The sequence below is a fragment of the Kutzneria kofuensis genome, assembly GCF_014203355.1.
In the GTDB taxonomy this organism is placed as follows: domain Bacteria; phylum Actinomycetota; class Actinomycetes; order Mycobacteriales; family Pseudonocardiaceae; genus Kutzneria; species Kutzneria kofuensis.
The window spans coordinates 1,797,988-1,812,507 of the sequence record NZ_JACHIR010000001.1; the positions used below are offsets into that span (position 1 = coordinate 1,797,988).

The following is a 14,520-nucleotide window of genomic DNA, read 5'->3' on the forward strand; positions in this document are numbered from 1 at the left end:
TGCAACGGGAGATCAGCAGCGATGGGCGCGTTCGAGCGATTGAGGTCACTGTTGCGACGGCGTCCGGAATTGCCGTTCGACCTGGACAACCCTGATTTAAACGTGGTTGCGGAGGCGTTCGATCCGGCCGAGGCGGACTCGGCGGTGCTGGCCCGTTCGCCGCGTCTGCGGCCCGCCGAGAAGGCCGTCCTGCGGCATCACCTCGTGCTCCCCGCGTCCTCGGTGGACCGAGCCCGCGAGTTGCTGGCCCAGGACGGCTGGGAGCTGCGCGTGGTCGAGGCGGGCGATCCGGTTCGGCTGCACGCCCTGCGTGTCCAGCTCATCACCGCGCTGAGCTGCGCCCAGGAGCGGTCCCGGATGGCCGGGCTGGCCCAGCGACTGGACGCCAGACGCGGTGGGATGGGACTGCTTGCAGACCTGAAGGTGTGACACAGATAGCATCACGGTATGAGCACGCAGACGTGGAAGGTCCTGGTCTTCAGCCACCGGCCGGAGGTCCGCGAGGCGATCGTCACCGCCGTCGGCCGGCGGCCGGCGCCGGACCTGGGCCGCGTGGAGTACGTCGAGGTCGGCACCGTGGCGGACGTGCTCTACCACGTCGACAGCGGCGCGATCGACCTGGCCATCCTGGACGGCGAGGCGCAGCCCACCGGCGGCATGGGGCTGTCCCGCCAGCTCAAGAACGAGATCACCAACTGCCCGCCGATCGTGATCGCCGTGCGGCGCAAGGACGACCGCTGGCTGGCCACCTGGTCGCAGGCGGACGCCGTCATCGTGCATCCGCTGGACCCGCTGGCCGCGGCCGAGACCGTCGCAGAGGTGCTGCGGTCCGGTGCGCCCGTGGCCAGATGAGCACGCCGACCTGGCCCGACCTGCTGGGCGCGCTGATCGCCGGGCACGACCTGACGGCGGAGCAGACCGGCTGGGCGATGGACCAGGTGATGACCGGCGAGGCCACGTCCGCGCAGATCGCCGGCTTCGCGGTCGCGCTGCGCGCCAAGGGCGAGACGCCCGACGAGGTGCTGGGCATGGCCGACTCGATGCTGCGGCACGCGCGGACCGTAGACGTGGCCGGGCGGGCGATCGACATCGTCGGCACCGGCGGCGACCAGGCCCACACCGTGAACATCTCGACCATGACGGCCATCGTCACGGCCGCCGCCGGCGTGCCCGTGGTCAAGCACGGCGCGCGGGCGTCGTCGTCCAAGTGCGGCACCGGTGACGTGCTGGAGGAGCTCGGCGTCGCCATCGAGCTGCCGCCGGACGCCGTGCAGCGCTGCGTGGCCGAGGTCGGCATCGGGTTCTGCTTCGCGCCCGCCTACCACCCGGCGCTGCGCTTCACCTCCGGGCCGCGGCGTGAGCTGGCCGTGCCGACGGCGTTCAACATCCTCGGGCCGCTGTCCAACCCGGCGCAGCCCAAGTACGGCCTGATCGGCTGCGCGCGGGAGCCGATGGCCGACGTGATGGCCGGTGTCTTCGCCTCCCGCGGCGCGCACGTGCTGCTGGTGCGCGGCGACGACGGGCTGGACGAGATCACCACCACCACGACGACGTCGGCGTGGATCTCCCAGGACGGCGTGGTGCGCCGGGACCGGATCGACCCGTCGCTGCTGGGGGTCGCCCCCGCACAGCCGGCGGACCTGGTCGGCGGGGACGCCACGTACAACGCCCAGGTGGTGCGGGACCTGCTGGCCGGCCGGCCCGGTCCGGTGCGGGACGCCGTGCTGATCAACGCCGCCGGCGCGGTGGCCGTGTTCAACGGGCTCAGCGACGACCTGCACGCCGACCTGCGCGCCGCCAAGGACGTCGCCGCCCAGGCGATCGACTCCGGCGCCGGCGCGGAACTGCTGGACCGCTGGATCGCGCTGTCGGCCAAGCTGGCGGCCTCAGCCCAGTAGCCCGCTCACCGTCGTGTCGTGGCCGTCGAGGACCTTGCCGGGGTCCTCGCCCAGGACGTCGCGCAGCATCGTGGCGTAGACGTCACGGAAGTCGGTGCTCTCCTTGAGGTCGCCGTTGTCCAGGTCGGTGAGGCTGGGCTGCTCGCCGTAGAAGCCGCCCCGGACCGCGTCGCCGATGACGAACACCGGCCCGGCGGTGCCGTGGTCGGTGCCGTCGCTGGCGTTCGCGCCGACGCGGCGGCCGAACTCGGAGTACACCAGCACCACGACCGGCTTGCCCCGCATCCGGTCCACGAAGGCCGACAGCGCCTGGTCGAGCTCGGTGAGCAGGCGCTGCTGCGTGCCCTTCTCGTCGGCGTGCGTGTCGAAGCCGCCCAGCGACACCGAATAGGCCCGCGTGGGCACGCCCGCCTCCACCAGCCCGGCGACGACGTCCAACTGCGCCGCCAGCCGGCCTTTGCTGTCACTGCTGGGTTTCACCGCCGGCCCCAGCTTGGTGGCGGTCGTGTGCAGGTCGGCGATGGACCGAGCCGCCCTCGCCTGGTCCGGCGCATCGCCGTCCTGCGGATGTCCCATCAGCTCGAACGCCTTGCCCACGGCCCCGGTCGGCAGCTTCAGGCCGGTCACGGGCAGCGTCGCCCCGGCGGCCCGCTGGCCGGCCATCAGCGGCGGTAGCACGGGCTCGATGGACACGGCCCGCAGCGGGTCGTCGCCGGTCACGTCCAGCCAGCGGCCGAGCCAGCCGGTCTGCTGCGGGCTGCCGGGCGACGCCGTCTGCCAGATCGCCATGGACCGGAAGTGGCTGTGGTCCGGCTTGGGATAGCCCACGCCGCGGACGATGCCCAGGCGCTTGTCGTCCCAGAGCTTCTTCAGGCCCGTCATGCCCGGGTTGAGGCCGAGACCGTCGCCGAGATCGAGCACCTCGTGCGGTTGGTACGCCAGGTCCGGCCGTGCCGATTGATATGCCCTGTCCGAGGCCGGGATCACGGTGTTCAGGCCGTCGTTGCCGCCGTAGAGCGTGCAGACGACGAGCACGCCGGCGTCCGGGGACAACGGGTTCCGGGCGGCGGCGGTCATCAGGTCGGACCAGTCCACCTGGGTGGCGCCGGCGGCGAGCGCGCCCGCGCCGACCACGCCGCTGGCGATGATGAAGCCGCGTCGGCTGATTCTCATTGGCTCACCACGTATTCCGGCGCGCAGGCCGCCACCGCGACCAGCTGCGCCCCTTGGATGCCGGCCAGCGCCGCCGAGGACCGCTGACTCCACGTGTCGACGCCGAGCACCTGCCCGGCCGCCGTCGCCGACGTGATGTGCGACACGTCGGCGTGCTCGGCGATCAGCTGCGCCAGGTGCAGCCGGGCCAGCCCGGCCGAGGTCGTCAGCCAGGCCTGCCCGGCCGGCCAGCCGCCGACGCTGGGCGGCTCGAACGGCACCTGCCCCATGCCCCGCAGGCCCGCCTCCAGCTGCGTGACCGGCAGCTTCGACGGCTGCACGCCCAGCGCCCGCATCAGGCCGACGGCCCACTCCACCGGCTGCTTCACCAGGGTCGTCGCCGGATCGCGGAACGCCGGCTCGGCGAGCACGGCCCGCAGCAGCCCCCCGATGGACCGCTGCGAGCCGTAACCCGCGACCAGCCGGTCCAGCGCGTCCGCCGCGGGCGGGGTGGCGCTGACCAACCGGAACCACAGCCGGCTCGCCACGAAACGGGCCGAGTCCGGACGATTCAGCACGATGTCGACAAATCCATCGGCGTCGAGATTTCCCGTGATTCCCAACACGGTTTTGCCGCCGTTGTCGTGTCGTTTCGGGGCCAGCGACGAGGTCATCGCATCCCGGTTCACCGTCCAGCCGGTGAGCGCGCGGGCGGCTTCCCGGACATCGGTCTCGGAGTAGTGGCCGACGCCCAGCGTGAACAGCTCCATGAACTCGCGGGCGAGATTCTCGTTGGCGGCGCCGACCTTGTTCTGCTGGCCGTCCAGCCACAGCAGCATCGCCGGATCCACGATCATCGCCTTGGCCAGCGCGGTGAAGTCGCCGCCCTTGGTGCGCAGCGTCTGGTTCTGGTGCAGCATCAGGCGTGCGCTGTGCACCTTCTGCACGCTGGTGGCGAAGTGCCCGTGCCAGAACCAGGTCAGCCGCTCCGGCAGCGCCGACGCGGTGCCGGCCATCCGGTCCAGCCACCACTGCACGGCGGTGATCTGTTGGCTGCGCAAGGTCTTCTGCCGCTGCCTGCGCTCGGCGGCACTGGCCTTCTTGCCCGCCTGCGCCGGCTCCGCGCCGAGGTTCGGCAGCGGCGTGGCGTCCGGGGCCTGGGCCAGCACCTGCTCGCATGCCGCGGCGAACCCGTTGCGCGCCAGGGTTTCCAGCTCGCCCGGGCGGGGACCGAAGCCGAAGCGGTCCAGCAGTCGCCGGGTGGCGGCTCGGTCGTCTAGTAACGGCACACGGGAATCGTGCGCGAAACGGCCCCGGGCTCCAATGCCCGGGGCCGTTCGCTCAGTGAAGCTTCAGCAACTCACTCGGCGTTGGGCTTCGTGTGGTACTCGAAGACCAGGCCGCCCACGGTGATCAGCACCAGCACCACCGTGATCACCAGCATCCACGTCTGGAAGAAGGCCAGCGACAGGGCGCCGATCGCGGCGGCCGCCGCGATGCCGACCGGCCAGTAGCTGCCCGGGCTGAAGAAGCCCAGCTCGCCCGCGCCGTCGCTGATCTCGGCCTCGGTGTCGTCCTCGGGGCGCTCCGGGATGCGGCGCGCCACGAACCGGAAGTACGTGCCGGTGATCAGGCACAGGCCGCCGGTCAGGGTCAGCGCGACGATGCCGACGGGCTCCTTGGCCCAGATGCCGTAGACGATCGCCATGATGAAGCAGAAGCCCGCGACGACCTCGAAGATCCTGGATTCAATCTTCATCGGTTGTTCCTCAGCTTCCGGTCCGGGCCGTGCGGTCCGTGTTGAACGGGTGCGTGGTCGTGGCCAGCGGCGCGCACAGGTCGCCGCAGTTCATCTCGGCCAGCGCCTCGGACGCGGTGTACGGCTTGCCGGTCTTGGTGTTCACCTTGGTCCGCAGCGACATGTACTGCTGGAACAGGTCGTCGGGTAGCGCGCGCACCTCGAAGTTCATCGCCGAGTGGTACGCGCCGCACAGCTCGGCGCAGTGGCCGACGAACGCGCCCGTCTGGTCGATGGTGTTCTGGAAGGACGAGTCCTGGTTGTTCTTGTCCGGGTCCGGGAACACGTCGCGCTTGAAGTTGAACGCCGGCACCCAGAACGAGTGGATGACGTCCGTGGACAGCAGGTTGTACTGGATCCACTTCTTGGTGGGCAGCACGAGCAGCGGGATCTCGCTGCTGGAGCCCACCGTGGACACCGGGTTGCCGTCCGGGGTCTTGTAGTTGTCGTACTTGAACTCCCAGTTCCACTGGAAGCCGATCACGTCCACCGTGACGTCCGGAGTGTGGCTCTTGTCCGTGACGTAGTTCTCGGTGGTGGCCGTGAAGTAGAACAACACCGCGACGATGACCACCGGGATGACCGTGTACACGATCTCCAGCGGGTGGTTGTACTGGAGCTGCTTGGGCAGCTCCTCGCTCCGCTTGCGGTGGAAGACCACCGGCCACAGGATCAGGATCGCGACGATCAGGCCGACGGCGAGCGCGGCGATCACCGAGCCGGTCCACAGGTCGCGCATCGAATCGGCCTGCGGCGTGATGCCGACCGGCCAGCCGAAACGCAGAACCTCGTCGGTCGAACAGCCGCTTGCGGCAACCGCGACCAGGCCGGCAAGCCCGGCGAGTTTGGCGACCCGTGCTTTCCGGGTGCCCTCCATCAGGCGCACTGCTCGCTGCCTCCTCGGATGACGGGCCTCTGGCGTGTGCGAACACGCCAGCCGCTGCTCAGCAGCGGTGACGGCACCCCGCCGTCAGTCAGAACGGAGCCTAACCCAGGCGGTAACGCGCCACCGTTCGGGGGTGATCGAGACGGCGCGCGCGGCCGCCCGCCCCTCGACGATCCGCCGATCACGCCCGGTTCGGCACTGATCGACACCGTCCGGGCGGCCGCCTGCCGCTCGACCACCCGCCCGTCATGGGCATACTGGGCTGCGACCCCCGGTGTGCAAGTGCCCTGTTTCGATGAGAGGTGCGGTTAGGACGTGTGCGGTCTTCTTGGACTGATCTGTCCCACTGAGAACGCGGCCGTCGCCGCGCGTCCGGCGGTCGCCGGGGCCCTGCCCTGCCAGCGGCACCGCGGCCCCGACGAGGGCGCCACCTGGCAGGGCGGCGAGGTCGTGTTCGGCTTCAACCGGCTGGCCATCATCGACCTGGAGCACTCCCACCAGCCGCTGCTGTGGGGCCCGCCCGGGCAGGAGAACCGGTACGCGCTGGCCTTCAACGGCGAGATCTACAACTACATCGAGCTGCGGGCGGAGCTGATCGAGCGGTTCGGCGCCCAGTTCCACACCGACGGTGACAGCGAGGTGATCGTCGCCGCGTACCACTACTGGGGCCAGGCGGCGGTGTCCCGGCTGCGCGGCATGTTCGCGTTCATGATCTGGGACAGCGAGAAGAGGATCATCTTCGGCGCCCGCGACCCGTTCGGCATCAAGCCGCTGTACTACGCCGCCGGCCCCGGCGGCATCGCGATGTCCAGCGAGAAGAAGAGCCTGCTCAACCTGGCCGACACGCTGGGCATCGAGCCCAAGCTGGACCGCCGGGCCCTGCAGCACTACCTGATCCTGCAGTACGTGCCCGAGCCGGAGTCGCTCAACACGCACATCCGGCGGATCGAGTCCGGCACCTCGTTCACCTTCGCCCCCGGCGGCGAGATCGTCACCGAGCGCTACTTCACGCCGAAGTTCCGTCCGCGCGTGATGCACGGCCCGGCCGACGCCACCAAGCTCTACGCCGACATCGCCGACGCGCTGCGCGACTCCGTGGCCAAGCACATGCGGGCGGACGTGACGGTCGGCTCGTTCCTGTCCGGCGGCATCGACTCCACCGTGATCGCGGCCCTGGCCAAGGAGCACAACCCGGACCTGATCGCCTTCACCACCGGCTTCGAGCGGGCCGGCTTCTCCGAGGTGGACGTGGCCGCCGAGTCGGCCGCGGCGATCGGCGTGAAGCACGTGGTCCGGACCGTGTCGGCGGCCGAGATGATGGAGGCCGTGCCGCTGATCGTCTGGTACCTGGACGACCCGGTGGCCGACCCGGCCCTGGTGCCGCTGTGGTTCATCGCCCGCGAGGCCCGCCAGCACGTCAAGGTCGTGCTGTCCGGCGAGGGCGCGGACGAGCTGTTCGGCGGGTACACGATCTACCGCGAGCCGCTGTCGCTGGCGCCGTTCGAGAAGGTGCCGGGCGCGCTGCGCAAGGCCATGGGCCGGGTCTCCACCCGTATCCCCGAGGGCGTGCGCGGCAAGGACCTGCTGCGCCGCGGCGCGCTGACGCTGGAGCAGCGCTACTACGGCAACGCGCGCATCTTCCGTGACGACCAGCTGCGGTCCGTGCTGCGGACCTTCAGCTCGTCGGTGTCGCACGCCGACGCCACCGCCAAGCCCTACCGCGAGTCGGTGGACTGGGACCCGGTGAGCCGGATGCAGCACGTGGACCTGTTCACCTGGCTGCGCGGCGACATCCTGGTCAAGGCCGACAAGATGACCATGGCCAATTCGCTGGAGCTGCGGGTCCCGTTCCTGGACCACGAGGTGTTCAAGATCGCCTCGCAGGTGCCGCTGGAGCAGAAGATCACCCGCGAGACCACCAAGTACGCGCTGCGGCGGGCCATCGCCGACATCATCCCCGCGCACGTGATCAACCGGCGCAAGCTGGGCTTCCCGGTGCCGATCCGGCACTGGCTGCGTGAGGAGATGCACCCCTGGGCGCTGGACATCGTGCGCCAGTCGCAGACCGACCACCTGATCGACAAGCAGGCGGTGCTGGCGATGATCGAGGAGCACCGGACCGGCGGCATGGACCACAGCCGTCGCATCTGGGCGCTGCTGATGTTCATGATCTGGCACGGCATCTTCACCGAGGGCCGGATCAAGCCGGTCATCCCCGAGCCCCAGTACCCGGTCCGCCTCTGACCGTCAAGCCCGTGATGTTGTGAAGGGACCTTTCCTGACGTTGGACGTCAGGAAAGGTCCCTTCCAAGCATCAGGGGGCCGATTCAGGCGGGGAGGATCGCGGCGACCTCGGTGGCGGCCTCGGGGCCGAAGGCGTCGCTGAGCCGGCCCAGGGCCGTCTCCCGGTCGAAGGTCCACTCCTGCGGGCCGTTGACCTCCAGCACGTGCACGGCGACGAGGGCGCCGAGCTGGGCGGCGCGCTCCAGGCCGAGGCCGCTGGACACGGCGGCCAGGAAGCCGGCGCGGAAGCCGTCGCCGACGCCGGTGGGGTCGACCTTGGCCAGCTCGGGCACGGCCGGCACCTGCAGCGAGCCGACCTCGCGGCCGACGATCTCCACGCCCTTCTCCCCGAGGGTGGTGACGCGCATCTCCACCTTCTCCAGGATCTCGGCCTCGGACCAGCCGGTCTTGCGCAGCACCAGCTCCCACTCGTAGTCGTTGCTGAACAGGTACTTCGCCCCGACCACGAACCGGCGCACCTGGTCGCCGTCCATCCGGGCCAGCTGCTGCGACGGGTCGACGCCGAAGGCCAGGCCCCGCTGCCGGCACTCGTCGGCGTGCTGGATCATCGCGTCCGGGTCGGTGGGGCTGAGCAGCACCAGGTCCAGGCCGCCGGTGCGGTCGGCGATGGCGCCGATCTCGACCATGCCGGTCTCGGCCATCGCGCCGGTGTAGAACGAGGCGATCTGGTTCATGTCGTCGTCGGTGGTGCACATGAACCGGGCGGTGTGCTTGAGGTCGGACACGTACACCGACTGGCAGTCGACGCCGTGCCGCTCCAGCCAGGCCCGGTAGTCGTCGAAGTCCTTGCCGACGGCGCCGCCCAGGATCGGCCGCTGGCCCAGCACGCCCATGCCGAAGGCGATGTTCGCGCCGACCCCGCCCCGGCGCACCACCAGGTCGTCGACGAGGAAGCTCAGCGACACGCGGTCCAGCCGCTCGGCCACCAGCTGCTCGGTGAACCGGCCCGGAAAGTGCATGAGGTGGTCGGCGGCGATACTGCCGATGACAGCGACGGGCACTGTGTCTCTCCCCGATCTTCACTGGTGGGCCACCCGGTCGGGTGGACATGGTCCGAGTTCGAAAGACTACCGATTGGTAACGGATACCGGTGGTGTAGCCCTGGAACTACGGTCAACGTCGTGACCGCCCCAGAGCCCGTTTCACTGGACCAACTGATCGACGACTGCGCCGACATCCCGGGCGCGCTCCGGCAGCGGGTGCGTCCGCTGCCCGCCCCACGCCAGGCCGCGCCGTGGCGCGTGGACGAGGCGTGCGCCGCCCAGGTCAGCGGCCTCGACGACTACTGACACAGCAGAAGGGCCGTCCCAGCCGGGACGGCCCTTCACTGCGTCATGCCTCGATCAGTGGAACGAGTCGCCGCAGGCGCACGAGCCGCCCGCGTTCGGGTTGTCGATGGTGAAACCCTGCTTCTCGATGGTGTCCACGAAGTCGATCGTGGCGCCCTCGAGGTACGGCGCGCTCATCCGGTCCACGGCCACCTTGAGGCCGTTGAAGTCACGGAGCAGGTCGCCGTCGAGGCTGCGCTCGTCGAAGAACAGCTGGTAGCGCAGACCCGCACAGCCACCGGGCTGGACGGCGATGCGCAGGTGCATGTCATCGCGCCCCTCCTGGTCGAGCAGCGCCTTGGCCTTGCTGGCGGCCGCGTCGGTGAGCTCGACGCCGTGCGTCTGCTCCTCGGTCTGCGCGCCCTGCGAGGCGGTGTCCTGGACGGTCATGGCTCTCCCTCGACGTCCTGCGTAGTTCTGTCCTACGACGTCCAACGCAGAACGGGTCGGCGTTCATTCCTCTCCCCCATGGTGACACAGCTCAACGGGCATTTGCTTGCGACCACTGCCCGGCGACGTCCGCCGCGAGCGCGGCCAGCGTGCCGGCCGGGTCGGCCATCGCCGCGGCCACCGAGCCGGCGTGCTCGGCCACCGCGTACGACTGCTCGACGCCCACCGCCCCCGCCTCGCGCCGGCCGACGCTGACCTGACCAGCCAGCACCAGGCAGGGAACGCCCCGCTCGGCGGCGCCCGCGGCGACGGCGGTGATCAGCTTCCCGCGCAGCGACTGCCAGTCGAAGCTGCCCTCGCCGGTGATCGCCAGCCGGGCCTGGTCCAGCGCCTCGTCGAGCCGCGTCAACGTCCTGACCAGGGCCGATCCGGAGGTGAACGCGGCGCCGAGGGCCAGCAGCCCGGCCCCGAGACCGCCGGCGGCACCGGCGCCCGACCGGTCCCGGACGTCCTGGCCGGCGTTTTCGAGCACCTCGGCCCACCTTTCGAGCCCGGCCTCCAGCCGTTCGACGGCGGCGTCGTCGGCCCCCTTCTGCGGGCCGAACGTGCGTGCCGCACCGTGCCGGCCGAGCAGGGGATTCTCCACGTCGGAGGCGGCGACCAGGTTGATCCCGACCTCCGGCAGCACCACCTCGGCGGCCCGCTTCAGCGCCGTCCCGCCGGGCCCGATCGGGCTTCCTGTGTCATCGGTCACGTGGCCGCCGAGTGCGTGCAGCATGCCCGCGCCGCCGTCCGTGGTGCCGGAGCCGCCGAGCCCGACGACGGCCGTGTGCATGCCGGCCGCGCGGGCGGCGGCGATCAGCTCGCCGACGCCGTACGTGGTGGACGTCTCCGGGTCGCGGCGGCCGGTCAGGTGCAGGCCGCACGCTTGCGCCGACTCGATGTACGCGGTGCTGTCGTGCGCCAGCCACTGGGCGGTCACGGCCTGCCCGAGCGGACCGGTCACCCGGGCCTCGTGCAGGTCGCCACCGAGGGCGCCGTGCAGCACCTCGACGAAGCCCGGGCCGCCGTCGGCCAGCGGGCGCAACAGGAGTTCGTCGGACGGCGCCGAGCGCCGCCAGCCGGCGGCAATGGCCTCTGCGGCCTCGAGTGCGGTGAGCGTGCCGCCGAAGCAGTCGGGTGCGACGAGTACGCGCATGGCGCTGAAACTACCTCTGGTGGCCTGGCTTACCCTGGTGACGTGAGGTTCTTGCGCCGCAATTCAGCCGATGACGCCGCTTCCGCCGAGACCGGGGCGGTGGACGTCGATTCCGGCGCGGAGGCGAAGGCGCACACCTCGGGCAAGGGCCGTCCCACGCCGAAGCGCCGCGAGGCCGAGGGCCGCCGCCGCGGTCCCGTTCCGCCGCCGCCCCGCACCCAGCGTGAGGCGATGAAGCGCAGCCGCGAGCTGCGCCCCAAGATGACGCGCGAGGAGCGCTCCTCGGAGCAGCGCGAGCGGCGCGAGCGCATGATGGCCGGCGACGAGCGCTACCTCATGCCCAAGGACCGCGGTCCGGTCAAGGCGTTCGTGCGGGACGTGATCGACTCCCGGCGCAACCTGATGGGCCTGTTCATGCCGATGGCGATCCTGGTGCTCGCCTCGTACTTCCTGCAGCTCACGGTGCCGACGCTGCCGGTGCAGGAGTACGTCATGCTGGCCTGCCTGGTGTTCCTGCTGGCCATGGTGGTCGAGGCGATCATGCTGGGCCGGTTGGCCACCCGGCTGGCGCGGACCAAGTTCCCCAAGGAGAGCATCGGCACCGCCAGCATCATCTGGTACACGTTCACCCGGGCCAGCCAGGTCCGCAAGCTGCGGGTGCCGCGGCCCCGGGTGCGTCCCGGGGAGACCGTCGAAGCCTGACGTGATCCGCGTCCGGTAATTAGCTGTTCTAACTAACTGGGTCTAGGCTTCGGGACATGGAGTTTCGTCGCCTAGGCCGCAGTGGCCTGTCGGTCAGTGAGATCTCATACGGCAACTGGGTCACCCACGGCTCCCAGATCGAGCAGGAGCAGGCGATCCGCTGCGTGCACGCCGCGCTGGACGCCGGCATCACGACGTTCGACACCGCGGACGTCTACGCCAACACCAAGGCCGAGTCGGTGCTCGGCGAGGCGCTCAAGGGCCAGCGCCGGGAGAGCCTGGAGATCCTCACCAAGGTCTACTGGCCGACCGGCCCCGGCGGCCCCAACGACCGCGGCCTGGGCCGCAAGCACATCCTGGAGTCGATCAACGGCTCGCTCAGGCGGCTCGGCACCGACTACGTCGACGTGTACCAGGCGCACCGGTTCGACCGGACCGTGCCGCTGGAGGAGACGATGCTGGCCTTCGCCGACATCGTCCGCCAGGGCAAGGCCCTCTACATCGGCGTCTCCGAGTGGACCGCCGACCAGATCACCCGCGGCGCCGCCGTCGCCCGTGAGCTGCAGGTGCCGTTCATCTCCAACCAGCCGCAGTACAACATGCTGCACCGGGTGATCGAGTCGCAGATCGTGCCGACCAGCGAGCGGGAGGGCATCTCCCAGATCGTGTTCTCGCCGATCGCGCAGGGCGTGCTCACCGGCAAGTACCTGCCCGGCCAGCCGGTGCCGGAGGGCTCGCGGGCCACCGACGCCAGCGGCAAGAACTTCATCGCCCGCTGGCTGCTGGACGAGGTGCTGGAGAAGGTGCAGCAGCTCAAGCCGATCGCCGCCGAGGTCGACCTGACGCTGGCCCAGCTGTCGGTCGCGTGGGTGCTGCAGAACGCCAACGTCGCCTCGGCGATCATCGGCGCCAGCCGGCCCGAGCAGGTGGCGGAGAACGTCAAGGCCTCCGGCGTGAAGCTGGACGCGGAGATCCTGGACCGGATCGACAAGGTCCTCGAGGGCCACGTCCGCACCGACCCGATGCTGACGCACGTGCCGTAAGGGATCAGGGCTTCAAACTCATGGGCCCGTACACGACCTCGCCGCCGTCGAGGAGCGTGACCTGGGTGATGTCGATCTCCGCGAGGTCGGTCCAGGTGGCGCTGAGCCAGTCCTCGGCGGCGGCCTGGTCGTCGAAGGTGACGTCCGGGCCGGTCACGTCGACGCCGTCGTCGTCCTGGTAGTGCCATCGCAACGCCATGCGCAGACGGTAACGTCCGGCCCGTGACGTCACGGACACTGGTGCTCGGCGGCGCCCGCTCGGGCAAGTCGGCCCACGCCGAGGGGCTCGCTGCCGGCTCCGTCACCTACGTGGCGACCGCGCGGCGCGATCCGGCCGATGCCGAGTGGCAGGCCCGGATCGCCGCGCACGTCGCCCGCCGCCCGCCGACCTGGTCCACCGTCGAGACGACGGACCTGCCGGCCGTGCTGGATTCCGTTCCCGGAACGGTGCTCGTCGACGACCTGGCGACGTGGCTGACCGGGGTGCTCGACGACACCGGCGCCTGGGAAGGGACCGTTTCCGAAGCCAGGGCCCGGTGTGACGAACTCGTCGCCGCCGTCGCTCGACGCGAGGGCCCGCTTGTGCTGGTGTCGGCCGAGGTCGGGTTGGGCGTCGTGCCCGCGACCCGCTCTGGCAGGCTGTTCCGCGACGAACTGGGCTCGCTGAACGCGAGGCTGGCGCAGGTGTGCGACGAGGTGCTGCTGCTCGTCGCCGGCCTGCCACTCCGGTTGAGGTGAAAGGACCTTGTGGTGACGAGCATCGAGTTCCCCGCCGTCGATCCGCCGGACCCGGCCGCGCGGCGGGAGGCGGCCGCCCGGCACGAGCGGCTGACCAAGCCCGCCGGCTCGCTGGGGCGGCTGGAGGAGCTCGGTGTGTGGATCGCCTCGTGTCAGGGCAAGTGCCCGCCGCGGCCGTTCACCCGGGCCCGGGTGGTGGTGTTCGCCGGTGACCACGGCGTCGCCCGCAGCGGCGTGTCCGCGTACCCGACCGAGGTCACCGGGCAGATGGTGGCCAACTTCATGACCGGCGGGGCCGCGATCAACGTGCTGGCCGGGGTGGCCGGCGCGACCGTGCGGGTCGTCGACATGGCCGTCGACGCCGACACCCCCGAGCAGGTCAGCCGGCACAAGGTGCGGCGGTCGTCCGGTTCCATCGACCGTGAGGACGCCCTGACCGACGACGAGGTCCGCCGGGCCGTCGCCGCCGGCATGGCCATCGCCGACGAGGAGGTCGACGGCGGGGCGGACCTGTTGATCGCCGGCGACATGGGCATCGGCAACACGACCCCGTCCGCCGTGATCGTGGCCGCCCTGACCGGCGAGGAGCCCGTGGCCGTCGTCGGCCGGGGCACGGGCATCGACGACAGCGCGTGGATGCGCAAGACCGCCGCCATCCGGGACGCGCTTCGCCGGGCCCGCAAGGTCACCGGCGACCCGCTGGCCCTGTTGCGTACCGTCGGCGGCGCCGACATCGCCGCCATGGCGGGTTTCCTTGCGCAGGCCGCCATCAGGCGCACCCCCGTGCTGCTCGACGGCCTCGTCGTCGGCGCTGCCGCCATGGTCGCCGAGGACCTCGCCCCCGGGGCCCGGCACTGGTGGGTCGCCGGCCACCGCTCCGTCGAACCCGCCCACGGCTTTGTCCTGGGGCACCTGGGGTTGACCCCCATCATCGACCTCGGCATGCGTCTGGGCGAGGGCTCCGGCGCCGCCGCCGCGCTGCCGCTGATCACCATGGCCGCCCGGATCCTCACCGACATGGCCACCTTCGGCGACGCCGGGGTTTCCGAGCGTTCCGAGGACACCGCGAGCACGCCGTCGTAA

At 70.9% G+C, this 14,520-nt stretch carries 17 protein-coding genes; 9 read left to right on the forward strand and 8 right to left on the reverse strand.

What is annotated here, in order from left to right:
* Positions 1 to 51: 51 nt before the first annotated feature.
* Genes BJ998_RS08185 through trpD form a run of 3 tightly spaced genes read left to right on the forward strand, consistent with a single transcriptional unit; the run spans position 52 to position 1,898 of the window.
* A complete protein-coding gene (locus tag BJ998_RS08185) occupies positions 52 to 429 on the forward strand; it encodes a hypothetical protein (protein ID WP_312889993.1) in 378 nt (125 codons plus the stop codon).
* 18 nt (positions 430 to 447) lie between these two features.
* Entirely contained in the window at positions 448 to 852 is a 405-nt protein-coding gene (locus tag BJ998_RS08190) for a hypothetical protein (RefSeq protein ID WP_184859944.1), read from the forward strand.
* Complete coding sequence (trpD, locus tag BJ998_RS08195) at positions 849 to 1,898, forward strand: anthranilate phosphoribosyltransferase (RefSeq protein WP_184859946.1); 1,050 nt, start codon at positions 849 to 851, stop codon at positions 1,896 to 1,898. Before BJ998_RS08190 ends, trpD begins: the two co-directional genes overlap by 4 nt.
* On the opposite strand, the gene BJ998_RS08200 is transcribed toward trpD, so the two are convergent.
* From BJ998_RS08200 to ctaC, 4 genes are all read right to left on the reverse strand, one after another.
* Positions 1,887 to 3,071 carry a DUF1501 domain-containing protein gene (locus BJ998_RS08200; RefSeq protein ID WP_184859948.1) on the reverse strand — a complete coding sequence of 395 codons (1,185 nt, stop codon included), beginning with the start codon at positions 3,069 to 3,071 and terminating at the stop codon, positions 1,887 to 1,889. The genes trpD and BJ998_RS08200 overlap by 12 nt on opposite strands.
* Positions 3,068 to 4,339: a DUF1800 domain-containing protein gene (locus tag BJ998_RS08205; protein WP_184859950.1), complete on the reverse strand. Its 1,272-nt coding sequence runs from the start codon at positions 4,337 to 4,339 to the stop codon at positions 3,068 to 3,070. Before BJ998_RS08205 ends, BJ998_RS08200 begins: the two co-directional genes overlap by 4 nt.
* 71 nt (positions 4,340 to 4,410) lie before the next feature.
* On the reverse strand, positions 4,411 to 4,809 hold the full coding sequence (locus BJ998_RS08210; RefSeq protein ID WP_184859952.1) for a cytochrome c oxidase subunit 4: 399 nt from the start codon (positions 4,807 to 4,809) through the stop codon (positions 4,411 to 4,413).
* A gap of 10 nt (positions 4,810 to 4,819) precedes the next feature.
* A complete protein-coding gene (gene ctaC, locus BJ998_RS08215; protein ID WP_184868519.1) occupies positions 4,820 to 5,725 on the reverse strand; it encodes an aa3-type cytochrome oxidase subunit II in 906 nt (301 codons plus the stop codon).
* Between the two features lie 324 nt (positions 5,726 to 6,049).
* Here ctaC and asnB point away from each other — a divergent pair, with 324 nt between their 5' ends.
* Complete coding sequence (asnB, locus tag BJ998_RS08220) at positions 6,050 to 7,978, forward strand: asparagine synthase (glutamine-hydrolyzing) (RefSeq protein WP_184859954.1); 1,929 nt, start codon at positions 6,050 to 6,052, stop codon at positions 7,976 to 7,978.
* A gap of 83 nt (positions 7,979 to 8,061) precedes the next feature.
* Here the strand turns inward: asnB and BJ998_RS08225 are convergent, their stop codons facing one another.
* Positions 8,062 to 8,997 (reverse strand): carbohydrate kinase family protein, encoded by a 936-nt coding sequence (locus BJ998_RS08225; RefSeq protein WP_184868520.1) that lies wholly within the window; start codon positions 8,995 to 8,997, stop codon positions 8,062 to 8,064.
* Positions 8,998 to 9,159: 162 nt separating this feature from the next.
* Here BJ998_RS08225 and BJ998_RS08230 point away from each other — a divergent pair, with 162 nt between their 5' ends.
* Positions 9,160 to 9,327, forward strand: a complete 168-nt coding sequence (locus tag BJ998_RS08230; protein WP_184859956.1) for a hypothetical protein — start codon at positions 9,160 to 9,162, stop codon at positions 9,325 to 9,327.
* Positions 9,328 to 9,381: 54 nt separating this feature from the next.
* Here BJ998_RS08230 and BJ998_RS08235 read toward each other — a convergent pair whose 3' ends face one another.
* Together BJ998_RS08235 and BJ998_RS08240 are read right to left on the reverse strand one after the other, a co-directional pair.
* Positions 9,382 to 9,756, reverse strand: coding sequence for a HesB/IscA family protein (locus tag BJ998_RS08235; protein WP_184859958.1), 375 nt, complete (start codon positions 9,754 to 9,756; stop codon positions 9,382 to 9,384).
* Between the two features lie 91 nt (positions 9,757 to 9,847).
* Positions 9,848 to 10,954, reverse strand: coding sequence for a glycerate kinase family protein (locus tag BJ998_RS08240; protein WP_184859960.1), 1,107 nt, complete (start codon positions 10,952 to 10,954; stop codon positions 9,848 to 9,850).
* Positions 10,955 to 10,996: 42 nt separating this feature from the next.
* On the opposite strand from BJ998_RS08240, the gene BJ998_RS08245 reads away from it, so the two are divergent.
* Positions 10,997 to 11,656, forward strand: a complete 660-nt coding sequence (locus BJ998_RS08245; RefSeq protein ID WP_184859962.1) for a DUF3043 domain-containing protein — start codon at positions 10,997 to 10,999, stop codon at positions 11,654 to 11,656.
* Positions 11,657 to 11,712: 56 nt separating this feature from the next.
* A complete protein-coding gene (locus BJ998_RS08250; RefSeq protein WP_184859963.1) occupies positions 11,713 to 12,699 on the forward strand; it encodes an aldo/keto reductase family protein in 987 nt (328 codons plus the stop codon).
* A gap of 4 nt (positions 12,700 to 12,703) precedes the next feature.
* Here the strand turns inward: BJ998_RS08250 and BJ998_RS08255 are convergent, their stop codons facing one another.
* Complete coding sequence (locus BJ998_RS08255) at positions 12,704 to 12,898, reverse strand: hypothetical protein (protein WP_184859965.1); 195 nt, start codon at positions 12,896 to 12,898, stop codon at positions 12,704 to 12,706.
* A gap of 23 nt (positions 12,899 to 12,921) precedes the next feature.
* On the opposite strand from BJ998_RS08255, the gene cobU reads away from it, so the two are divergent.
* Both cobU and cobT read left to right on the forward strand, forming a co-directional pair.
* Complete coding sequence (cobU, locus tag BJ998_RS08260; protein WP_184859967.1) at positions 12,922 to 13,437, forward strand: bifunctional adenosylcobinamide kinase/adenosylcobinamide-phosphate guanylyltransferase; 516 nt, start codon at positions 12,922 to 12,924, stop codon at positions 13,435 to 13,437.
* Between the two features lie 12 nt (positions 13,438 to 13,449).
* A complete protein-coding gene (gene cobT, locus BJ998_RS08265; RefSeq protein WP_312889994.1) occupies positions 13,450 to 14,520 on the forward strand; it encodes a nicotinate-nucleotide--dimethylbenzimidazole phosphoribosyltransferase in 1,071 nt (356 codons plus the stop codon).

What these genes read in the sequence shown, in the direction of transcription:
- BJ998_RS08235 (WP_184859958.1), bottom strand. Translation starts at nt 9,756, where the DNA reads ATGACCGTCCAGGACACCGCCTCGCAGGGCGCGCAGACCGAGGAGCAG.
- BJ998_RS08240 (WP_184859960.1), bottom strand. Translation starts at nt 10,954, where the DNA reads ATGCGCGTACTCGTCGCACCCGACTGCTTCGGCGGCACGCTCACCGCA.
- BJ998_RS08225 (WP_184868520.1), bottom strand. Translation starts at nt 8,997, where the DNA reads ATGCACTTTCCGGGCCGGTTCACCGAGCAGCTGGTGGCCGAGCGGCTG.
- BJ998_RS08190 (WP_184859944.1), top strand. Translation starts at nt 448, where the DNA reads ATGAGCACGCAGACGTGGAAGGTCCTGGTCTTCAGCCACCGGCCGGAG.
- BJ998_RS08210 (WP_184859952.1), bottom strand. Translation starts at nt 4,809, where the DNA reads ATGAAGATTGAATCCAGGATCTTCGAGGTCGTCGCGGGCTTCTGCTTC.
- BJ998_RS08250 (WP_184859963.1), top strand. Translation starts at nt 11,713, where the DNA reads ATGGAGTTTCGTCGCCTAGGCCGCAGTGGCCTGTCGGTCAGTGAGATC.
- BJ998_RS08200 (WP_184859948.1), bottom strand. Translation starts at nt 3,071, where the DNA reads ATGAGAATCAGCCGACGCGGCTTCATCATCGCCAGCGGCGTGGTCGGC.
- ctaC (WP_184868519.1), bottom strand. Translation starts at nt 5,725, where the DNA reads ATGGAGGGCACCCGGAAAGCACGGGTCGCCAAACTCGCCGGGCTTGCC.
- BJ998_RS08255 (WP_184859965.1), bottom strand. Translation starts at nt 12,898, where the DNA reads ATGGCGTTGCGATGGCACTACCAGGACGACGACGGCGTCGACGTGACC.
- trpD (WP_184859946.1), top strand. Translation starts at nt 849, where the DNA reads ATGAGCACGCCGACCTGGCCCGACCTGCTGGGCGCGCTGATCGCCGGG.